The sequence below is a fragment of the Phenylobacterium sp. T106 genome (genome assembly GCF_057219735.1).
Window position 1 is genome coordinate 1 of sequence record NZ_JBXVWA010000015.1, and the last position, 16,293, is coordinate 16,293.

Here is a 16,293-nt window from a genome sequence, read left to right on the forward strand (position 1 = left end):
CAAGCTCAAGCACTTCCGACGCTTCGCCACACGCTACGACCGGCGCGCCGACCACTTCCTCGCCTTCATCCACATCGCCGCCATCATGCTCTGGCTGCGTTGAATGTGGATTCGTCCTAGAGCACGAGGTCGGCGCTGACGGGCGCGTGGTCGCTGGGGCGCTCCCAGCCGCGGACGTCGTCGTGGATGCGGGCCGCCGGCGCGCCGAGGCGCCACGCGGCGTCCCGCAGGCCCGGGCTCAGCAGGATGTGGTCCAGTCGCAGGCCGCGGGCCGACATGCGGAAGTCCCGCGCCCGGTAGCTCCACCACGAGGCCAGCTTCTCGGGTTCGGGGCGCAGCGCGCGGAGCGGGTCGACGAGGCCCAGCGCCGCCTCCATGGCGCGAAAGGCCTCCACCTCCACCGGCGTATGACTGACGATCCTCGACATGTAGCGGTGGTTCCAGACGTCGAACTCGCCCGGCGCCACGTTGAGGTCGCCGACGATGGCGAGCGGGTCGGCGGGGTCGCGCTTGCCGAGCTCGGACGTCAGCTTCTCGTAGAAGTCCAGCTTGTGGTCGAACTTGGCGTTCAGCGCCCGGTCGGGAATGTCGCCGCCGGCGGGAATGTAGAAGTTGTGGACCTCGACGCCGGCGATCACGCCGCCCACGCAGCGGGCGTGGCGCTCGCGGCAGACGTCCAGCGGCGGGGCGTCCTCGATGGGCAGGGCCGAGGCGATGGCCACCCCGTGCCAGCCCTTCTGGCCGGCGACCCGCAGGTGCGGCAGGCCCATCTCGCGGAAGGCGTCCGCAGGGAACTCGCCCTCCCGGCACTTGATCTCCTGCAGGCACAGGACGTCGGGCGCCTGCTCGCGGACGAACCGCGCCACCTGCTCCGCGCGAAGGCGGACCGAGTTGACGTTCCAGGTGCAGAGACGGAGTCGCATCCGGGGGCCTATAGCGCGATCGGGGACAGGCGCCACACGCGGGACAAGAAAAGGCCCGGACTTGCGCCCGGGCCGTGTAAGTCGTCTCTCATGCCGCCGCCGGGAGGGGATAGGTTCCGGCACGGACTCGTCGACACGATCCCGCGCCGACGACGTAGTGATAATATCGCCACAGTACGACAGAAAGTCAAAGGACTTTCACGGTGAAGCTTGCGTGTGTCCTTCGAGTCACACTCGAGGCCTCGTCAGACCTTGCCGCGCCCCGGGTTCTTCGGGCGGGGATCCTTCAGCACGAACAATGACTTGTCGAGGCCGGACGCCCGAGCCAGCCCCTGGATCTGCACGCGGGTGGGCCGCCCCTGCGCGTCGGTGACCGTCCAGCCGGCGAGGGTCAGCGGCGCCTCGGTGAACGACAGCGTGATCTCGCCCGCGGTCTGCTTGTTCCCGTCGCGGGCCGTGATCGCGAAGCCATCGCGCATGCGTTGCACCCGCGTCACCCGTACGCCGCGGTCGAGGCGGATCGTCTTGGCCAGGAACAGGGACAGCGGCGTGGCGCTGAGGGGGTAGGCGTCGAAGGTCTTGAGACGCTTGTCCTGCACCGAGACGACGCCGCCGTCGGAGACCACCAGCAGGCCCGAGGGCGGATCGTAGGCGAACCGCGCCTTCCCCGGCCGCTTCATGAAGAGCTGGCCGGTCACCGAGCGCCCGCGCGCATCGGTCTGGACGAACCGGCCGCGCGCCTCGTTGAGCCCCTCCAGGTAGGCGATGGCGCGGCTCACCAGGGCCTGGTCGGCCGCCGACAGCGCGCCTTGCGCCAGCGCCGGCGACGCCAGCGGGGTCGTCGCCAGGGCGACGGTCAGGGTCCGTCTCGTGAGGGTCATGCTTGCTCCGTAATGCCCAGGGTCCTATCGCGCCAGCGCGGCGGCAATAGGGCGCAAGGCAACGCCTGGGCGGCGGGCGTCGTTCCGGCCGGCTCAGGCCGGGGGGCTGGCGCCTAGGCGGCCACCTCGATCTCCGGCCAGCGCGCGGTGGCGCGCGCGACGGTCCGTGCGAAGTTGATGCTGGGGCGCAGGGGATTGGGCCGGAGCCGCCGCGCGAACAGGTCCTCGAGGCCGAAGGGCGCGACGATGGTGAGCCTGTCGTCGGCCTCCAGCCGCACGCCCACGGCGAACATCGGGCTCTCGAACCGCGTCAGGGCCTCGGCCGTGCCGGACAAGGGGGCGTAGGGCTCGCCGAACTTGCCCTCGAACCAGACGTGGACGCGCGCCTGATTGCGCACCTCCACCAGGTCGCGCAGCGGCGGCTGGAACGCCGCGGCCACGCGTCGGATCACCGCGTCTTCGGCGTCGTAGCTGATATCCGACGCGTCGAAGTAGCCGACGTCGTAGTCCTTGATCCCGTAGTCCAGGGGCCGACCGCCCAGGTGGTTGAGCACCCGCTGGTAGACCGCGCCGGAGAAGACGAGCCAGTCCGGCAGGGCGATCTCCCGCATGGTGCGCAGCACCTGCGCCAGCGGCTCCGAGCGGCGCAGGATGGCGTCCAGCTCGGCCTCCAGGCTCACGCGCGGCCCCGCAGCGGCCAGCCGTGGTCGAGTGGCCCATGGCCCACGCCGAAGCCGGGCGCGCGCAGCATCGCCTCGTGCACATAGTCCCAGGCCCGCGCCACGGCGGCGGTCAGGGGCAGTCCCTGCGCCAGGCCGGCGGCGCACGCCGAGGCCAGGGTGCAGCCGGTGCCGTGGGTGTGGCGGCTCTCGATACGCTCGCCCTCGAAGGCCGTCTCGCCGTCGGCCGTCATCAGGATGTCCACGACACGGTCCCCGGCCACGTGACCGCCCTTCATCAGCACGGCGCGCGCACCCGCGCGCAGCAGCGCTTCCCCCGCCCGGCGCAGGTCGTCCGTCGAGGCGCAGGCGATGCCGGTCAGCGCCTCGGCCTCGGGCGCGTTGGGCGTGAGCAGAGCGGCGCGCGGGACCAGCCGCTCGCGAACCGCGCCCACCGCCTCGGCGGCGAGCAGCGAGGCGCCGCCCTTGGCCACCATGACCGGGTCCACCACGCCGGGCGCGCCGGCCTCGTCCAGCAGCTCGGCGACGAGCGCCACGGTCTCGGCGTCGCCCAGCATGCCCGTCTTGATCGCGTCGGCCCCGATGTCGCCCAGCACGGCCCGCGCCTGGGCCGCCACCACGTCCAGCGGGACGGGATGAACGCCGGTCACGCCCAGGGTGTTCTGTACGGTCACCGCCGTGATCGCCGTGGCCGCGTACCCGCCCAGGGCCGTCACGGTCTTGATGTCGGCCTGGATTCCCGCGCCGCCGCCGGAGTCCGAACCGGCGATGATGAGGACTCGTCCCTGTGCGGTCATGCCTGCCGATACCGTGCGCGGGCCCGCATGGCCACCCCGGCGGCCGGGCGCCAGCTCCCGAGCGGCGGGCGGATCGGGCAGCCGAAACTTTCTGCTTGAGTTATATTTCCTTCGTTGCATATATACGCCGCATGAGCCCTTTCGAGGCCTTGGCGGAGCCGAACCGGCGGCGGATCCTGGACATCCTGCGGGAGGGCGAGCGGCCGGCCGGCGATCTGGTGGACGCGCTGGGCCTCAGCCAGCCCGGCGTCTCCAAGCACCTGAAGCTGCTGCGTGAGGCGGGCCTCGTCCGCGTGCGCGCCGACGGCCAGCGGCGGCTGTACCGCCTCGAGCCGCACGGGCTGGCCGACCTGGACGCGTGGCTCATGCCCTACCGACGGTTCTGGGCCGGCAGCCTCGACCGTCTCGAACAGCATCTGGAGCGCGAACAATGAAGCCCGGACCCTTCGCCGGCCTGATCAGCGACGAGCTGGGCCAGGTGATCCCCCGCGACGACGGCCGCTTCGACATCGTGTTCGAGCGCACCATCCGAAAGCCTGTCGAGAAGGTGTGGGCGGCGATCACCGTGGCCGAACGGATCGCCGACTGGTTCACGGAGGTGGAGGTCGACCTCCGGCTGGGCGGCCTGTACCGGATCACGTTCCGGGACATGGACTATATCGTGGACGGGGTGATCACCGAGCTCGAGCCGCTGCGGCGCTTCGCCCATACCTGGCCCGACGTGGAAGATCCCCGCTACCACGACGCCTATGTGCGCTATGAACTCTGGCCCAAGCCCGAGGGCTGCGGCCTGCGCCTGACGCAGACGGCGCTGCCGCCCAAGTACCTCGGGTCGGCGGCCGGCTGGCACACGTTCCTCGAGGCCCTGCCCGGCGCGGCCGAGGGCATTCGCACGCCCTGGAGCGCCGAACGCGAGGCCGCCATGGGGGAACGCTACCGCGACACCCTCGCGGCCTTCGCCCAGCCCTCGGACGCCGGCTCATGACCAAGCCCCCCGCCGACGACCTGGGCGCTCTCCGCCGGACGGGCGCGACCGTCGAAGTGGTCTTCGTTCGCCGCTATGCGAGACCCCTCGAGAAGGTCTGGGCCGCCATCACGCTGCCGGAGCGCCTGTCGAGCTGGTTCGCCAGTTCCGTCACCATCGACCGCCTGGAGGTCGGCGGCGTCATCGAGCTCGACTTCAGGGAGGAAAACTACCGCAGCCTCGGCCGCATCGTCCTGTCGGAGCCGATGAAGACCTTCGCGTGGGAATGGTCCGAGCTCGACGGCTCCAACACCTCGCTCGTGCGCTGGGACCTGGAGCCCGACGGCGACGGCTGCCGGCTGACCCTGACCCACTCGGGCCTGGCCCCCTCGGACGCCAAGGACGTGGGCCCTGGCTGGCACACCCATCTGCAGGCGATCGAGGACGCCGCTGACGGCGTCGCGACGCCATGGAGCCGGGTCAAGGAACGGGAGCGGCTGGCCAAGCCGCTCTATGCGGACTGGGCGTCCCTGGCCTGATCGATGGCGGCGGCGACGTCCAGCGCCTGAACGGTCTCGAAGACGTCGTGGACCCGCACCGCGGCGACGCCCGCGGCCGCGCCCGCGAGGGCCGCGGCGATCGAGCCCCCCAGCCGCCGGTCCGCCGGCGCGCCGCCGCTCACGGCGCCGATGAAGCTCTTGCGGCTGGCGCCCAGCAGGACCGGGAAGCCCAGGGCCACGATGCGATCGAGCCCCGCCATCAGCGGCAGGTTGTGGCGGATCATGTCCTTGCCGAAGCCGATCCCCGGGTCGAGCCAGATCCGCTCGCGCGCCACCCCGGCCGCCAACGCGGCCTCTGCACGCGCCGACAGGAACGCCGCCACCTCGCCCACCACGTCGTCGTAGCGCGGCCGGTGCTGCATGGTCCGCGGCTCGCCCTGCATGTGCATCAGCACCACGCCGCAGCCCAGCCCGGCGGCCGTTTCCAGGCTGTCGGGCGCGTGCCGCAGGGCGGTGACGTCGTTCCACATCGCCGCCCCGGCGGCCACGGCCGCGCGCGCCACCTCCGGCTTCATCGTGTCGACCGAGATCGCCACGTCGCTCTCGGCCCGCAGCGCCGTCACGAGCGGGACGATGCGGCCGATCTCCACCTCGGCGGGGACGGGCTCGGCGCCGGGCCGCGTCGACTCCGCCCCCAGGTCGAGGATGTCGGCGCCTTCCGCGATCAGCCGCCGGGCATGGGCCAGCGCCGCGTCCGCCGCCAGGAACCGGCCGCCGTCCGAGAAGCTGTCGGGCGTCGCATTGACGATCCCCATGACCTTGGGTCGCGCGCGGGTCATGGCCGCACCCTTAGCATCTTGCGCGGCCTCGCCCAGCCACCGCCCGCGACACGAGCCCGAACCTCGTTCAGGTTGTCATGATCTCGCCTTGGGCGCGCAGCAGCGTTCCCCCCGAGGCAAGGAGGGACCGATGGCCGACATCGTGGGCGGCAGCGCGCGAGACACCCTGAACGGCGGCGCCGGCGGCGACGTCATCTCCGGCCGCGACGGGTCCGACCGCGTGTTCGGGGGCGCGGGCGACGACGTGATCTACGGCCACTCGGCCGCCGACACGCAGGCCGGCTCGCACCTCATCGACGCGACCCGGGTGGCCTCGGGGCTGTCGTCGCCGCTGTTCGCCGCCTCGCCGCCCGGCGACCCCGACCGGCTGTTCATCGTCGAGCAGCACACCGGCCGGATCCGAATCCTCGACCTGAACAGCGGGCAGGTGAACGCCGACGCCTTCCTCGACCTGCCCGACAACAGCCTGGCGGCGGGGGGCGAGCAGGGACTGCTGGGCCTCGCCTTCCACCCGAACTACGCCTCGAACGGCCTGTTCTACGTGAACCTGACCAATGCGGCGGGAGACACCGAGGTGCGCGAGTACCGCCGCGCCGACGCCGACCACGCCGACGCCGCCTCGGCGCGCCTGATCCTGACGTTCGACCAGCCCTTCGCCAACCACAACGGCGGCTGGATGGACTTCGGACCCGACGGCTTCCTCTACATATCGTCCGGCGACGGCGGCTCGGGCGGGGATCCGCAGAACAACGCCCAGAACATCGACAGCCTGCTCGGCAAGATCCTGCGCATCGACGTGAACGCCGACGCCTTTCCGGGCGACGCGGCGCGCAACTACGCGATCCCCGCGGGCAACCCCTTCGCTGGCGCGGTCCCAGGCGCCGACGAGATCCTCCACTACGGCCTGCGGAACCCGTGGCGGCCCAGCTTCGATTCCGCCACCGGCGACCTTTGGATCGCCGACGTGGGACAGGCGGCGCGCGAGGAGGTCAATGTGGCGCCGGCCGGGTCGGCGGGCCTCAACTTCGGCTGGAAGATCAAGGAAGGCCTGGTCACCTTCTCGCCCGGCTCGCAGGCCGGCCTCACCGATCCGATCCTCGACTACGACCGGACCACGCCGCTGTTCTCGGGCGTCTCGGTCACCGGCGGCTACGTCTACCACGGGCCGGGCGGCGCGAACGGGCTCTACGTCTTCGGCGATTTCGTGCGCGGCAACGTCTGGACGGTCTCCTACGCCGGCGGGCAGGCCCAGGACTTCATGAACCGCAACGCCCAGCTCGCGGTCTCGGGCGGCGGCGACATCGACCAGATCGCCTCGTTCGCGGTGGACGGCCGCGGGCGCCTGTACCTGATCGGCCTGGACGGGGACATCCATCGCCTGAGCCCCCGCGCCGCCGCCGGCGACGGTCTCGACTACCTGCGGGGCGAGGACGGCGACGACCAGATCTTCGGCGGCTTCGGCTTCGACGACGTGCACGGCAACATGGGCAACGACACCGTCTCCGGCGGAGAGGGCGGCGACTGGGTGGTCGGCGGCAAGGACCACGACCGGCTGTTCGGCGACGAGGGCGACGACATCGTCTACGGCAACCTGGGCGACGACATCTGCGAGGGCGGGACAGGCGCCGACCTTGTCCGGGGCGGCCAGGGAAACGACATCCTGCGCGGCGGCGACGGGGCCGACTTCATCTCGGGCGACCTCGGCGACGACACGGCCTCGGGCGGCGCGGGCGCCGACATCTTCAACAGCTTCGGGGCCGCCGGCGTGGACCGGGTGCTGGACTTCAACCGGGGCGAAGGCGATCAGGTGCGCCTGGATCCGGGCAGCACCTTCACGGTGGCCCAGGTGGGCGGCGACACCGTCGTCAGCGTCGGGGGCGGCGCGCAGGTGATTCTGGTCGGCGTCCAGATGTCGGGCCTGACGGGAAACTGGATCTTCGTGGGCTGAGCCGGCGTCCCGCGGGGCGCCGCCACGGAACAGCCTCAGGGGCTCGGCGGTTGCTCGTTCCCGCCGCTTCGAGGACCCCTTGTCATGTCAGAAGATCTCCGTCCGCTTTCCGTCGTCACCGGCGCCTCGTCCGGCATCGGCTATGAACTGGCCATGCTGTGCGCCGAGGATGGCCACGACCTGATCGTCGTCGCCGATCGGCCCGAGATCGTCGAGGCTGCGCAGGCCTTCGAGGCCATGGGCGTGCGCGTGCAGCGCCTCATGGCGGACCTGGCGACCCTCGACGGGGTCGACCGCCTGCTCGAGCTGGTCGGCGACCGTCCGGTGGACCACCTGCTGGCGAACGCAGGCCACGGCCTGGGCCACGCCTTCCTGGAACAGCCTGTGGCGGCCTGGCGGCATGTGATCGACACCAATGTGACGGGCACGCTCTACCTCGTGCAGCGGGTCGCGCGGCCGATGGTCGAGCGCGGCCGCGGGCGCATCCTGTTCACCGGATCGATCGCCGGCCTGATGCCGGGCACGTTCCAGGCGGTCTACAACGGCACCAAGGCGTTCATCGACAGCTTCGCCTGGGCTCTGCGCAACGAGCTGAAGGACACGGGCGTCAGCGTCACCACGCTGCTGCCCGGCGCCACCGACACCGAGTTCTTCGAGCGGGCCGGGATGCAGGACACGAAGGTGGGCCAGGGCAAGAAGGACGATCCCGCCGACGTGGCCCGCACCGGCTACACCGCCATGATGAAGGGCGAAGGCGACGTGGTGCACGGGCTCAGGAACAAGGTGCAGGCCGCCATGGCCGCGGTGACGCCCGAGAGCGTGATGGCCGAGCAGCACCGCAAGATGGCCGAGCCGGGCACGGGCGACGACGACGAAGAAATCTACCAGAAGCCGCTGGGCTGACCCGCGCCCCCAAGGACGAAGGGCGGCCGCATCGCTGCGGCCGCCCTTTTTCCTGTCTGCGATCCAGCCTTGTCAGGCCGGTTCGGCGCTCGGCTTCGGCGAGATCGGGACGGCCACCGACGGGCCGGTCGGCTTGCGGGCTTCGGCCTCCTCGCGCTTGGGCGCCACGCCCTTGAGGACGCCCACCAGCTCGTCGCCGCTCAGGGTCTCGTATTCGAGCAGGGCCTGGGCCAGCTTGTGCAGGTCCTCCAGCTTCTCGGTCAGGATGCGGCGGGCTTCCTGCTCGCCGCCTTCCACCAGCCGGCGGACTTCCTCGTCGATGATCTTCGAGGTCTCTTCCGAGACGTTCTGGTTCCGCGCCACGGAGTGGCCCAGGAAGACCTCCTCCTGGTTCTCGCCGTACTCGACGGCGCCCAAGCGGTCCGAGAAGCCCCACTTGGTGACCATCGCCCGCGCCAGCTTGGTGGCCTGGCTGATGTCGGAGGAGGCCCCCGAGGTGATGTGCTCCTTGCCGAAGATCAGCTCCTCGGCGACCCGGCCGCCGAACAGGATCGCCAGGCGCGACGTCATCTGCTGGTAGCTCATGGAGTACTTGTCGCGCTCGGGAAGCTGCATGACCATGCCGAGGGCGCGGCCGCGCGGGATGATCGTGGCCTTGTGCACCGGGTCGGTGTTGGGAACGCTCAGCGTCACCAGGGCGTGGCCGCCCTCGTGATAGGCGGTGAGCTTCTTCTCCTCGTCGGTCATGACCATCGAGCGGCGCTCGGCGCCCATCATGACCTTGTCCTTGGCGTCCTCGAAGTCGCGCATGGTGACCATGCGGCGGTTCTTGCGCGCGGCCATCAGGGCGGCCTCGTTCACCAGGTTGGCGAGGTCGGCGCCCGAGAAGCCGGGGGTGCCCCGGGCCACGGTCTTGACGTCCACGTCGGCGGCCAGCGGCACGTTCTTCATGTGCACGCGCAGGATCCGCTCGCGGCCGGTGATGTCCGGGTTCGGCACCACGACCTGGCGGTCGAAGCGGCCGGGACGCAGCAGCGCCGGGTCCAGGACGTCGGGGCGGTTGGTGGCGGCGATCAGGATGATCCCCTCGTTCGCCTCGAAGCCGTCCATCTCGACCAGCAGCTGGTTCAGCGTCTGCTCGCGCTCGTCGTTGCCGCCGCCCAGGCCCGCGCCACGATGGCGGCCCACGGCGTCGATTTCGTCGATGAAGATGATGCAGGGCGCGTTCTTCTTGGCCTGCTCGAACATGTCGCGCACGCGGCTGGCGCCGACGCCGACGAACATCTCCACGAAGTCCGAGCCCGAGATGGTGAAGAAGGGCACGCCCGCCTCGCCCGCGACGGCGCGGGCCAGCAGCGTCTTGCCGGTGCCGGGCGGGCCGACGAGCAGGGCGCCCTTCGGGATCTTGCCGCCCAGGCGCTGGAACTTCTGCGGGTCCTTCAGGAAGTCGACGATCTCGGTCAGCTCTTCCTTGGCCTCGTCCACGCCGGCCACGTCGTCGAAGGTGACGCGGTTCTTGTTCTCGGTGAGCAGGCGCGCCTTGGACTTGCCGAAGCCCATGGCGCCGCGGGCGCCGCCCTGCATCTGGCGCATGAAGAAGATCCAGACGCCGATCAGGAGCAGGATCGGGAGCGCGTTGAGGAAGAAGCCCAGCCAGCCGGGGCCGTTCGCCGACTTCACCGAGATGTCGGCGCCCTGCTTCTCGAGGCGCTGGACCAGGTCTTCCTGGTTGTTCGGCGTGATCGCCCGGTACGTCCGGTTCGCACGGTCCTTGATGTCGACGATGGGGCCCTGGATCGTCGCCTGGCTGACTTCGCCGGCGTTCACCTTGGAGAGCAGCTGCGAGTAGGTGATCTCACGCGCGTTCGTGCTGCCGCGGCCGCCGCCCGTCATCATGCTGTAGAGCCCGACCAGGACGACGACGATGACGCCCCAGATGACGAGATTTCGGAGGTTCATAGAGGACCGACCCTTCGGAGTGACGTCCGGAAACCCAAGATAGGACGCCAACGGCTGATAGACCACTTAACGCATCGCGGCCGCGACGGTACGCCTCGCCTTGGCCATGTACGCGAAAAGGGCCGCGCCGGTGGCGCAGCCCTTCACATAAGCATCAATCGTGCCAGCTTTTAGCCCCGGGTCCGCGGATCATGACGCAGGCCCGCGGGGCGGTTCGTCTCAGCGCGACGGCTTCTTCGGCGCGGCGATCAGGCCTTCGCGCTGCGCGCGCTTGCGGGCCAGCTTGCGCGCCCGGCGCACGGCTTCCGCCTTCTGGCGGGCGCGCTTCTCGGACGGCTTTTCGTAGTGGACGTGCCGCTTCATCTCGCGGAACGAGCCCTCGCGCTGCATCTTCTTCTTCAGCGCCTTGAGGGCCTGGTCGACGTTGTTGTCGCGGACGAAAATCTGAACCAGAGGACTTCTCCTGTTTGCACGCTTGCCGCCCACCTCAGCCGGCAAAAGGCGGCGAGCGAGCAAAATGTAGTTCGCCCGAAGGTGCGACCCTTCGGGTTTCAGAGCGCGGCCAGATAGCAGAAGCGGCGGGGCGTGTCCACGCCGCCGCCGCAAATGCCGGCGCGCTCCTTCAGCCCGGGATCAGGCGGCCTCGGCGGTCTGACGGCGACGGATGGCGGAGCCCGCGCCGAAGAAGCCGATGAGCATCAGCGCCCACGTGCCCGGCTCGGGCACGCCGTGGATCGGCCAGCCGATGCCGAACGACTGCCGGTTCGGGTTCGAGATCACGTAGAACCGGTCGTTGGCGTCGGCCAGCGACGTGTAGTTCCCGGTGAAGTAGTCGTTGAAGTAGCTCTGGTAGGTCGCGAACTGCGAGACCGTCAGGTTGCCCTTGATCACGTGGATGTCCCGGCTGGGCACTTCGGTCGCCCAGACGGCGGCCTGGATCGCGGCAAGCCGCATATGCGTGTCAAAGGTGAGCGGGCCATTCAGCAGCGCCTGCTGGCGCATGATGTAGCCGGTGTCGATCAGGTCGGTCAGCGCGTTGAGCTGGGTGGGGCTGATCGGATTGCCGCCGAAGTCGGTGGGCAGCGGGTTCACGATCAGCGGGTCCTGGTTCGACGAATAGACCAGGTTGAGGTGGCCGATGCCGATCGAGTGATAGATGTCGACGCAGAAGCCGAACAGCTCGTAGGCCGGCCCGGTGACGTTGCCCAGCGCGTCGGAGTCCTTCACCTGGAAGGCCATGCCGTTCGAATAGACGTTGCCCACGCCCTGGATGTAGGCCTGGAACTGCGTGTTCATGCTCGAGCTGAGCAGCTTCACGTAGGTCGCGGCCGACGCGGTGGTGGACGCCATCGCGGCGGCGGCCAGGGCGACGGCGCCCACGGCGGCGCGCTTCCAGCCTGACAGCCCACGGCTGCGCTCGGTCGAACTCATTCTGAAACCCCCTCTTGCCGGACGCTCCGTCCGGCCCCGTAGCGCAGGGTTACCGAGGCCTTGCCGGGGACGCTATCGGATTCCCCTGAAACGGGAGAACGCCGTCATACAGAACGCGTGAGGGTGGCGTTGGTCAGACGGCCGTCTTGGTGGGGAAGGGCACTACGGTCGCGGCGTCGGCGGCGATGCGCTGCCGGCCCCGCTCCTCCACCAGCCGGATCTGCTGCTGCAGGTAGGGCGCCATGAAGTCGATGAAGGCGCGCACCCGGGGCGTGTCCTTGAGTTCGCGGCGCGTCACGATCCACGAGGAGGTCCTGGCCTCCTCGATCTCGTCGGAGCAGCGCAGCAGGTCGGCGTCCAGGTCGCCGATCGTGCAGGGCAGGGCGCCGATGCCCAGGCCGGCCTTCACCGCGTGCACCAGGCTGCCCATGCTGTTCGAGCGCGTGATCGGCGGCTTGCCGCCGGCGTGGCGCATCATCCAGGTGGCGCCGGGGATCTCGCCCATCTCGGCGGTGACGTCGATCAGGTCGTGGTCCACCAGGTCGGCCGGCGAGCGCGGCGCGCCGCGCCGGGCGGCGTAGTCGCGGCTGCAGTAGAGCGCCATGTCATGGTCGCAGATCTTCCGCGCCACGAGGTCCGACACCGCGAGCGTCTGGCTGGTGCGGATGGCGAGGTCGGCCTCGCCGTTCTCGAGGTCGAGGCTGCGGTCGGTGATGACCAGATCCACCTGGACGTCGGGATGCACCTTGCGGAACTCGACGAGCGCCGGAATGACCATGGTGTTTGCGACGAGCTCGTTCGTCGTCAGCCGCAGGGCGCCGGAGACGCCGCGGAGCTGGCCGGCCGCCTGGTTGGCGAAGCGGATGGCGGCGCGCTCGACCAGTTCGGCGTCGCCGATCAGGGCCTGGCCGTACTCGGTCAGCCGGCTGCCGGTCTGGCCCCGCTCGAACAGCTTGAAGCCCAGGTCGTGCTCCAGGCTCTCGATGCGGCGGGCCACGGTGGTCTGGTTGACCCCGAGCGCCTTCGACGCCGCAAGCGTCGAGCCGCCGCGGGCCACGGCCAGGAACGCCTTGAGGTCATTCCAATCGAACATGACCGCCATTCTGCGGTTGTGCAGACCCAACCTGCAAGAGCGCTGATCGCCCGGCTGCCGCCGGCGACCGTATCTGCTGCGTCCCTCGGGACCGAAGGCCGCGCTCCCGGCGGCCGGAACGACGAAAGACGATGGTGCAGCCGATGAAGCTCTGCGGCGATCCTGCCCTCCCCCTCCACCGGCGCGTGCGGACAGTCGCCGGCCTGGGGCGCGGGGTCGCCGCCACCGACTGACGACGAGATCTCCTCGCCTTTCTCCCCAAGAGGCGAGAGACGGGCGGGCTCCTCCTCTCCCCACAGGACTCGCCCCGGTCCCGCCGCCCGGCCCCAAGGCGCCGGGGCGGCGGACCAACCCTCCCGGCGCACATTCCCCACACGGTGCGCCGTCATGGAGCCCTCTCCCCACCCTCCCCGAGGGGAGAGGGCGACATGAAAACCTCGTAATCTCCCGCGATCCCGGTTGGTGCTAAGGACTTCCCACCTCGCCTCATCCGGGATCATCCATGTTCCGCACCTTCCGCGCCGCCGGTCTGGCGCTGCTCCTGTCGACCTCGGTCCTGGCCCCGGCGGCGCTGTCGCCCGCCCCGGCCGCGGCCGCCGAAGTGCCCCCCATCCGGTTCACCACCCGCACCCTGCCCAACGGGATGAAGGTCTATGCCTCGGTGGACCGCACCACGCCCAACGTGGCGGTCCAGGTCTGGTACGGCGTGGGCTCGAAGGACGACCCGGAAGGGCGCTCCGGCTTCGCGCACCTCTTCGAGCACCTGATGTTCAAGGCGACGCGCAACATGCCGTCCGAGACCTTCGACCGGCTCACCGAGGACGTGGGCGGCGAGAACAACGCCTCCACCGCCGACGACTTCACCAACTACTACGAGATCGTGCCCGCCAATCACCTCGAGCGGCTGCTGTGGGCGGAGGCCGACCGCCTGTCGTCGCTGGTGGTCGACGAGGCGGTGTTCAAGTCCGAGCGGGACGTGGTCAAGGAAGAGCTGCGCCAGCGCGTGCTCGCCTCGCCGTACGGCCGCCTGATGGCGCTCTACCTGCCGCAGGCCAGCTACACGACGCACCCCTACAAGCGGCCCGGCATCGGCTCCATCGAGGAGCTGGACGCGGCGACGATCGACGACGTCCGCGCCTTCCACCAGACCTACTACCGGCCCGACAACGCCGCCCTCATCGTGGCGGGCAACTTCGACCCGGCCCAGCTGGACGCCTGGGTCGACAAGTACTTCGCGGGCCTGAAGAACCCGCCGCGCCCGCTTCCGCGGGTCACGGTGAAGGAGCCGCCGCGCACCCAGGCGGGCGTGTTCGACGGCTACGGGCCCAATGTGCCGCTGCCGGCGGTGATCGTGTCGTACCAGGGCGCCGCGGCGTCGGACCCGGACGCCCCCGCGCTGAAGGTGCTGGACGCGGTGCTGTCGGCCGGCAAGTCCTCGCGGCTCTACAACAGCCTCGTCTACGAGAAGCAGCTGGCGGTCGAGGCGTTCTCCAACGCGGACCTGCCGCGCGACCCGGGCCTCTTCCTGGTGGGCGCCATCATGTCCAGCGGGCACGGCGTGGACGAGGGCGAGGCCGCCCTGCTGGCCGAGGTCCGGCGGCTGCGCGAGGCGCCGCCGACGGCCGCGGAGCTGGCCGAGGCCAAGAACGAACTGGTGGCGGCCGCGCTGCGCGAGCGCGAGACCATCGAGGGCCGGGCCAGCGCGATCGGCTACGCGCTGAAGGTCGACGGCGATCCCGAGGCCGTGAACACGGAACTCGCCAGGCTCCAGGCCGTGACCGCCGCGGATGTCCAGCGCGTGGCGCGCAAGTACCTGGCGGAGGATCGGCGCATGACGATCCGCTACCGCGCCGAAAGCGAGCGGCCCGCCGGGCAGAAGGCCGAGACGCGGCCCGCGCCGCCGGCCCAGGTCGCCACCTACGACGGTCCGGTGTTCACGCTCGCGCCCGAGGCCGAGCGGCAGAAGCCCCCGTCCGTGGGGGAGCCGGTGCAGCCGGTCCTTCCCAAGCCGGCCGAGCGGACGCTGGCGAACGGGCTTCGCGTCATCGTCGCCCGCTCGTCGGACCTGCCGCTGGTCACCGCCGACCTGCTGGTGAAGACGGGCGCATGGGCCGATCCGCCCCGGCTCGCGGGCGCCGCCAACATGATGGCGGGCATGCTGACCGAGGGCACCCGGACCCGCTCCGCGCAGCAGATCGCCAGCCAGGTCGAGAGCCTCGGCGCCTCGCTCAGCGCCGGCGGGGGGCTCGAGTCGTCCTCCGTGACCCTCAACGTCGCGACCGACAACCTGCGTCCCGCCCTCGCGATCATGGCCGACGTGGCGCGCAACCCGGCCTTCGCCGCCGAGGAGCTGGAACGCCAGCGCGAGCAAGCCCTGGACGGGCTGCGGGTCGCCTACCAACAGCCCGGCGACGTCGCGGGCCTGGCCGCCGCGCCGGTGGTCTTCGGCGGTACGCCGTTCGGCCACGCCACCCAGGGGACGCCGCAGTCGCTGCCCCGGCTGAAGCCCGCCGACCTGGCGCGCCTGCACGCCACCTGGTTCCGGCCCGACAACGCGGTGCTGGTGCTGACCGGGGATATCTCTCCCGAACAGGGCTTCGCCATGGCCGAGGCGGCGTTCGGAGACTGGAAGAGGCCGGCCGCCCCGCTGCCGCCCGCGCCCACGGTGAGCCCGAGGTCCGAACCTCGCGCCGTCGCCATCGACATTCCGGGCACGGGGCAGGCCTCGGTCAACGTGCTGAAGCCCGCGATCCCGCGCCGCGACCCCGACTACTATCCGGCGATCCTCGCCACCAACGTGCTGGGCGGCGGCTACTCGGCCCGCCTGAACCAGGAGATCCGCATCAAGCGCGGCCTGTCCTACGGCGCGTCGGCCCGGATCTCGGCGGCGCGGACGACCGGCTCGATGCGCGCCTCGGCCCAGACCAAGAACGAGTCCGCCGGGCAGGTCCTGGACCTGATCAAGGACGAGCTCGGCAAGCTCGCCGCCGCCCCGCCGGCCGCCGACGAGCTCAAGGCGCGGAAGTCCGTCCTCGTGGGCGGCTACGGGCGCAGCGTGGCCACCTCGGAAGGCCTGGCCGGGATCCTCGGCAACTACGCCCTCTACGGCGTGCCGCTGGAAGAGCTGTCGCAGTACACGGCCAAGGTCGAGGCGGTGGAGGCAGGCCAGGTGCAGGCCTTCGCCCGCAGGGTCTTCGACCCCGCGACGGCCAGCGTGATTGTCGCGGGCGACGCCAAGACGTTCGCGCCGGAACTCGCCAAGCGGCTCCCGAAGCTGGAGATCATCCCGGTGGGCGAGCTCGACCTGGAGTCGCCCGACCTTCGGCGGCGGCCGTAGGGCTTTCCCAGGCATCGGAACCGGCTTTCGGACCCGGC

15 protein-coding genes are annotated in these 16,293 nt (G+C 70.7%); 6 read left to right on the forward strand and 9 right to left on the reverse strand.

Going from position 1 to position 16,293, the window contains the following annotated elements; all coding sequences use genetic code 11:
• Positions 1-116: 116 nt before the first annotated feature.
• From AC2D8W_RS21580 to thiD, 4 genes are all read right to left on the reverse strand, one after another.
• A complete protein-coding gene (locus AC2D8W_RS21580) occupies positions 117-923 on the reverse strand; it encodes an exodeoxyribonuclease III (protein ID WP_293479654.1) in 807 nt (268 codons plus the stop codon).
• 245 nt (positions 924-1,168) lie between these two features.
• Positions 1,169-1,804, reverse strand: a complete 636-nt coding sequence (locus tag AC2D8W_RS21585; RefSeq protein WP_293479652.1) for a LolA family protein — start codon at positions 1,802-1,804, stop codon at positions 1,169-1,171.
• Positions 1,805-1,917: 113 nt separating this feature from the next.
• Positions 1,918-2,484: a nucleotidyltransferase family protein gene (locus AC2D8W_RS21590; protein WP_484673265.1), complete on the reverse strand. Its 567-nt coding sequence runs from the start codon at positions 2,482-2,484 to the stop codon at positions 1,918-1,920.
• Positions 2,481-3,281, reverse strand: a complete 801-nt coding sequence (gene thiD / locus AC2D8W_RS21595; RefSeq protein WP_484673266.1) for a bifunctional hydroxymethylpyrimidine kinase/phosphomethylpyrimidine kinase — start codon at positions 3,279-3,281, stop codon at positions 2,481-2,483. The genes AC2D8W_RS21590 and thiD overlap by 4 nt, the downstream gene beginning before the upstream one ends.
• 131 nt (positions 3,282-3,412) lie before the next feature.
• Here thiD and AC2D8W_RS21600 point away from each other — a divergent pair, with 131 nt between their 5' ends.
• The 3 genes from AC2D8W_RS21600 to AC2D8W_RS21610 are packed head-to-tail and all read left to right on the forward strand — an operon-like array spanning position 3,413 to position 4,784.
• A complete protein-coding gene (locus tag AC2D8W_RS21600; protein WP_293479646.1) occupies positions 3,413-3,715 on the forward strand; it encodes an ArsR/SmtB family transcription factor in 303 nt (100 codons plus the stop codon).
• Positions 3,712-4,266 (forward strand): SRPBCC family protein, encoded by a 555-nt coding sequence (locus AC2D8W_RS21605; RefSeq protein ID WP_484673267.1) that lies wholly within the window; start codon positions 3,712-3,714, stop codon positions 4,264-4,266. The genes AC2D8W_RS21600 and AC2D8W_RS21605 overlap by 4 nt, the downstream gene beginning before the upstream one ends.
• Positions 4,263-4,784 (forward strand): SRPBCC family protein, encoded by a 522-nt coding sequence (locus AC2D8W_RS21610; protein ID WP_484673268.1) that lies wholly within the window; start codon positions 4,263-4,265, stop codon positions 4,782-4,784. The genes AC2D8W_RS21605 and AC2D8W_RS21610 overlap by 4 nt, the downstream gene beginning before the upstream one ends.
• Here AC2D8W_RS21610 and folP read toward each other — a convergent pair.
• Positions 4,757-5,584 carry a dihydropteroate synthase gene (gene folP / locus AC2D8W_RS21615; protein ID WP_484673269.1) on the reverse strand — a complete coding sequence of 276 codons (828 nt, stop codon included), beginning with the start codon at positions 5,582-5,584 and terminating at the stop codon, positions 4,757-4,759. The two genes, AC2D8W_RS21610 and folP, sit on opposite strands and share 28 nt — an antisense overlap.
• Positions 5,585-5,714: 130 nt before the next feature.
• Between folP and AC2D8W_RS21620 the strand changes: the two genes are divergently transcribed.
• Both AC2D8W_RS21620 and AC2D8W_RS21625 read left to right on the forward strand, forming a co-directional pair.
• Positions 5,715-7,532 (forward strand): PQQ-dependent sugar dehydrogenase, encoded by a 1,818-nt coding sequence (locus AC2D8W_RS21620; protein ID WP_484673270.1) that lies wholly within the window; start codon positions 5,715-5,717, stop codon positions 7,530-7,532.
• An 84-nt stretch (positions 7,533-7,616) separates the two neighbouring features.
• Positions 7,617-8,435 (forward strand): SDR family NAD(P)-dependent oxidoreductase, encoded by an 819-nt coding sequence (locus AC2D8W_RS21625; protein ID WP_484673271.1) that lies wholly within the window; start codon positions 7,617-7,619, stop codon positions 8,433-8,435.
• Positions 8,436-8,507: 72 nt separating this feature from the next.
• Here the strand turns inward: AC2D8W_RS21625 and ftsH are convergent, their stop codons facing one another.
• From ftsH to AC2D8W_RS21645, 4 genes are all read right to left on the reverse strand, one after another.
• Positions 8,508-10,394 (reverse strand): ATP-dependent zinc metalloprotease FtsH, encoded by a 1,887-nt coding sequence (ftsH, locus tag AC2D8W_RS21630; protein ID WP_484673272.1) that lies wholly within the window; start codon positions 10,392-10,394, stop codon positions 8,508-8,510.
• Between the two features lie 219 nt (positions 10,395-10,613).
• Positions 10,614-10,847 carry a 30S ribosomal protein S21 gene (gene rpsU, locus AC2D8W_RS21635; protein ID WP_111275467.1) on the reverse strand — a complete coding sequence of 78 codons (234 nt, stop codon included), beginning with the start codon at positions 10,845-10,847 and terminating at the stop codon, positions 10,614-10,616.
• A gap of 180 nt (positions 10,848-11,027) precedes the next feature.
• Complete coding sequence (locus AC2D8W_RS21640; protein WP_484673273.1) at positions 11,028-11,825, reverse strand: PEPxxWA-CTERM sorting domain-containing protein; 798 nt, start codon at positions 11,823-11,825, stop codon at positions 11,028-11,030.
• 133 nt (positions 11,826-11,958) lie between these two features.
• Complete coding sequence (locus AC2D8W_RS21645) at positions 11,959-12,918, reverse strand: LysR family transcriptional regulator (RefSeq protein ID WP_293479012.1); 960 nt, start codon at positions 12,916-12,918, stop codon at positions 11,959-11,961.
• 502 nt (positions 12,919-13,420) lie between these two features.
• Between AC2D8W_RS21645 and AC2D8W_RS21650 the strand changes: the two genes are divergently transcribed.
• Positions 13,421-16,255 carry a M16 family metallopeptidase gene (locus AC2D8W_RS21650; protein WP_484673274.1) on the forward strand — a complete coding sequence of 945 codons (2,835 nt, stop codon included), beginning with the start codon at positions 13,421-13,423 and terminating at the stop codon, positions 16,253-16,255.
• Positions 16,256-16,293: the final 38 nt, after the last annotated feature.

Excerpts from the sequence above, each read along its gene's own strand:
- AC2D8W_RS21580 (WP_293479654.1), bottom strand. The coding sequence starts at position 923 with ATGCGACTCCGTCTCTGCACCTGGAACGTCAACTCGGTCCGCCTTCGC.
- AC2D8W_RS21585 (WP_293479652.1), bottom strand. The coding sequence starts at position 1,804 with ATGACCCTCACGAGACGGACCCTGACCGTCGCCCTGGCGACGACCCCG.
- thiD (WP_484673266.1), bottom strand. The coding sequence starts at position 3,281 with ATGACCGCACAGGGACGAGTCCTCATCATCGCCGGTTCGGACTCCGGC.
- AC2D8W_RS21600 (WP_293479646.1), top strand. The coding sequence starts at position 3,413 with ATGAGCCCTTTCGAGGCCTTGGCGGAGCCGAACCGGCGGCGGATCCTG.
- AC2D8W_RS21605 (WP_484673267.1), top strand. The coding sequence starts at position 3,712 with ATGAAGCCCGGACCCTTCGCCGGCCTGATCAGCGACGAGCTGGGCCAG.
- AC2D8W_RS21610 (WP_484673268.1), top strand. The coding sequence starts at position 4,263 with ATGACCAAGCCCCCCGCCGACGACCTGGGCGCTCTCCGCCGGACGGGC.
- folP (WP_484673269.1), bottom strand. The coding sequence starts at position 5,584 with ATGACCCGCGCGCGACCCAAGGTCATGGGGATCGTCAATGCGACGCCC.
- AC2D8W_RS21620 (WP_484673270.1), top strand. The coding sequence starts at position 5,715 with ATGGCCGACATCGTGGGCGGCAGCGCGCGAGACACCCTGAACGGCGGC.
- AC2D8W_RS21625 (WP_484673271.1), top strand. The coding sequence starts at position 7,617 with ATGTCAGAAGATCTCCGTCCGCTTTCCGTCGTCACCGGCGCCTCGTCC.
- ftsH (WP_484673272.1), bottom strand. The coding sequence starts at position 10,394 with ATGAACCTCCGAAATCTCGTCATCTGGGGCGTCATCGTCGTCGTCCTG.
- AC2D8W_RS21640 (WP_484673273.1), bottom strand. The coding sequence starts at position 11,825 with ATGAGTTCGACCGAGCGCAGCCGTGGGCTGTCAGGCTGGAAGCGCGCC.
- AC2D8W_RS21645 (WP_293479012.1), bottom strand. The coding sequence starts at position 12,918 with ATGTTCGATTGGAATGACCTCAAGGCGTTCCTGGCCGTGGCCCGCGGC.
- AC2D8W_RS21650 (WP_484673274.1), top strand. The coding sequence starts at position 13,421 with ATGTTCCGCACCTTCCGCGCCGCCGGTCTGGCGCTGCTCCTGTCGACC.